The following is a 485-nucleotide window of genomic DNA, read 5'->3' as shown; positions in this document are numbered from 1 at the left end:
ATGCCCTGGGCAACGTCGTCGTGGTCGGGCCGACCTACCGGCCGGACCTGACCGGCCCGGCGCTGCTGCGCCGGGGTCGGCTGGAACGGCTGGTCTACGTGCCGCCACCGGACGCCGAGGCGCGGGCGGCGATCGTGCGCGCCGCCGCGCGCAACGTGCCGCTGGCCGAGGACGTCGACCTCGGTGCGCTCGGCGCCGACCTGGACGGCTTCTCGGCCGCCGACTGCGCGGCGCTGGTCCGGGAGGCGCCCCTGGCCGCGATGCGCGAGTCGCTGACCGCCGCCACGGTCACCGCCGCACACGTGGAGCCCGCCCGGGCGCGGGTACGCCCGTCCCTGGACCCGGCCCAGGTGGCGTGGCTGGCCGCGTACGCCGAGCAGCGCGGCTGAGCCCTAGAGTGCCGGTGGGGTCGCGTCGAGGCGGATCTCGGCGTGCACCCGATCGTAGTCCTCGCGCAGCTTCGCGCCGCACTTCTCCAGCACCGA

At 76.9% G+C, this 485-nt stretch carries 2 pseudogenes; one reads left to right on the top strand and one right to left on the bottom strand.

Going from position 1 to position 485, the window contains the following annotated elements:
* Positions 1–389, top strand: a pseudogene (locus JMF97_RS30560) (AAA family ATPase); the annotation flags it as partial.
* A 3-nt stretch (positions 390–392) separates the two neighbouring features.
* Here JMF97_RS30560 and JMF97_RS32165 read toward each other — a convergent pair.
* Positions 393–485 (bottom strand): annotated as a pseudogene (locus JMF97_RS32165) (GNAT family N-acetyltransferase); the annotation flags it as partial.

Origin of the sequence: Micromonospora fiedleri, from assembly GCF_016774385.1 — a bacterium.
In the GTDB taxonomy this organism is placed as follows: domain Bacteria; phylum Actinomycetota; class Actinomycetes; order Mycobacteriales; family Micromonosporaceae; genus Micromonospora; species Micromonospora gifhornensis.
This window is presented reverse-complemented; position numbering and strand designations above follow the sequence as displayed.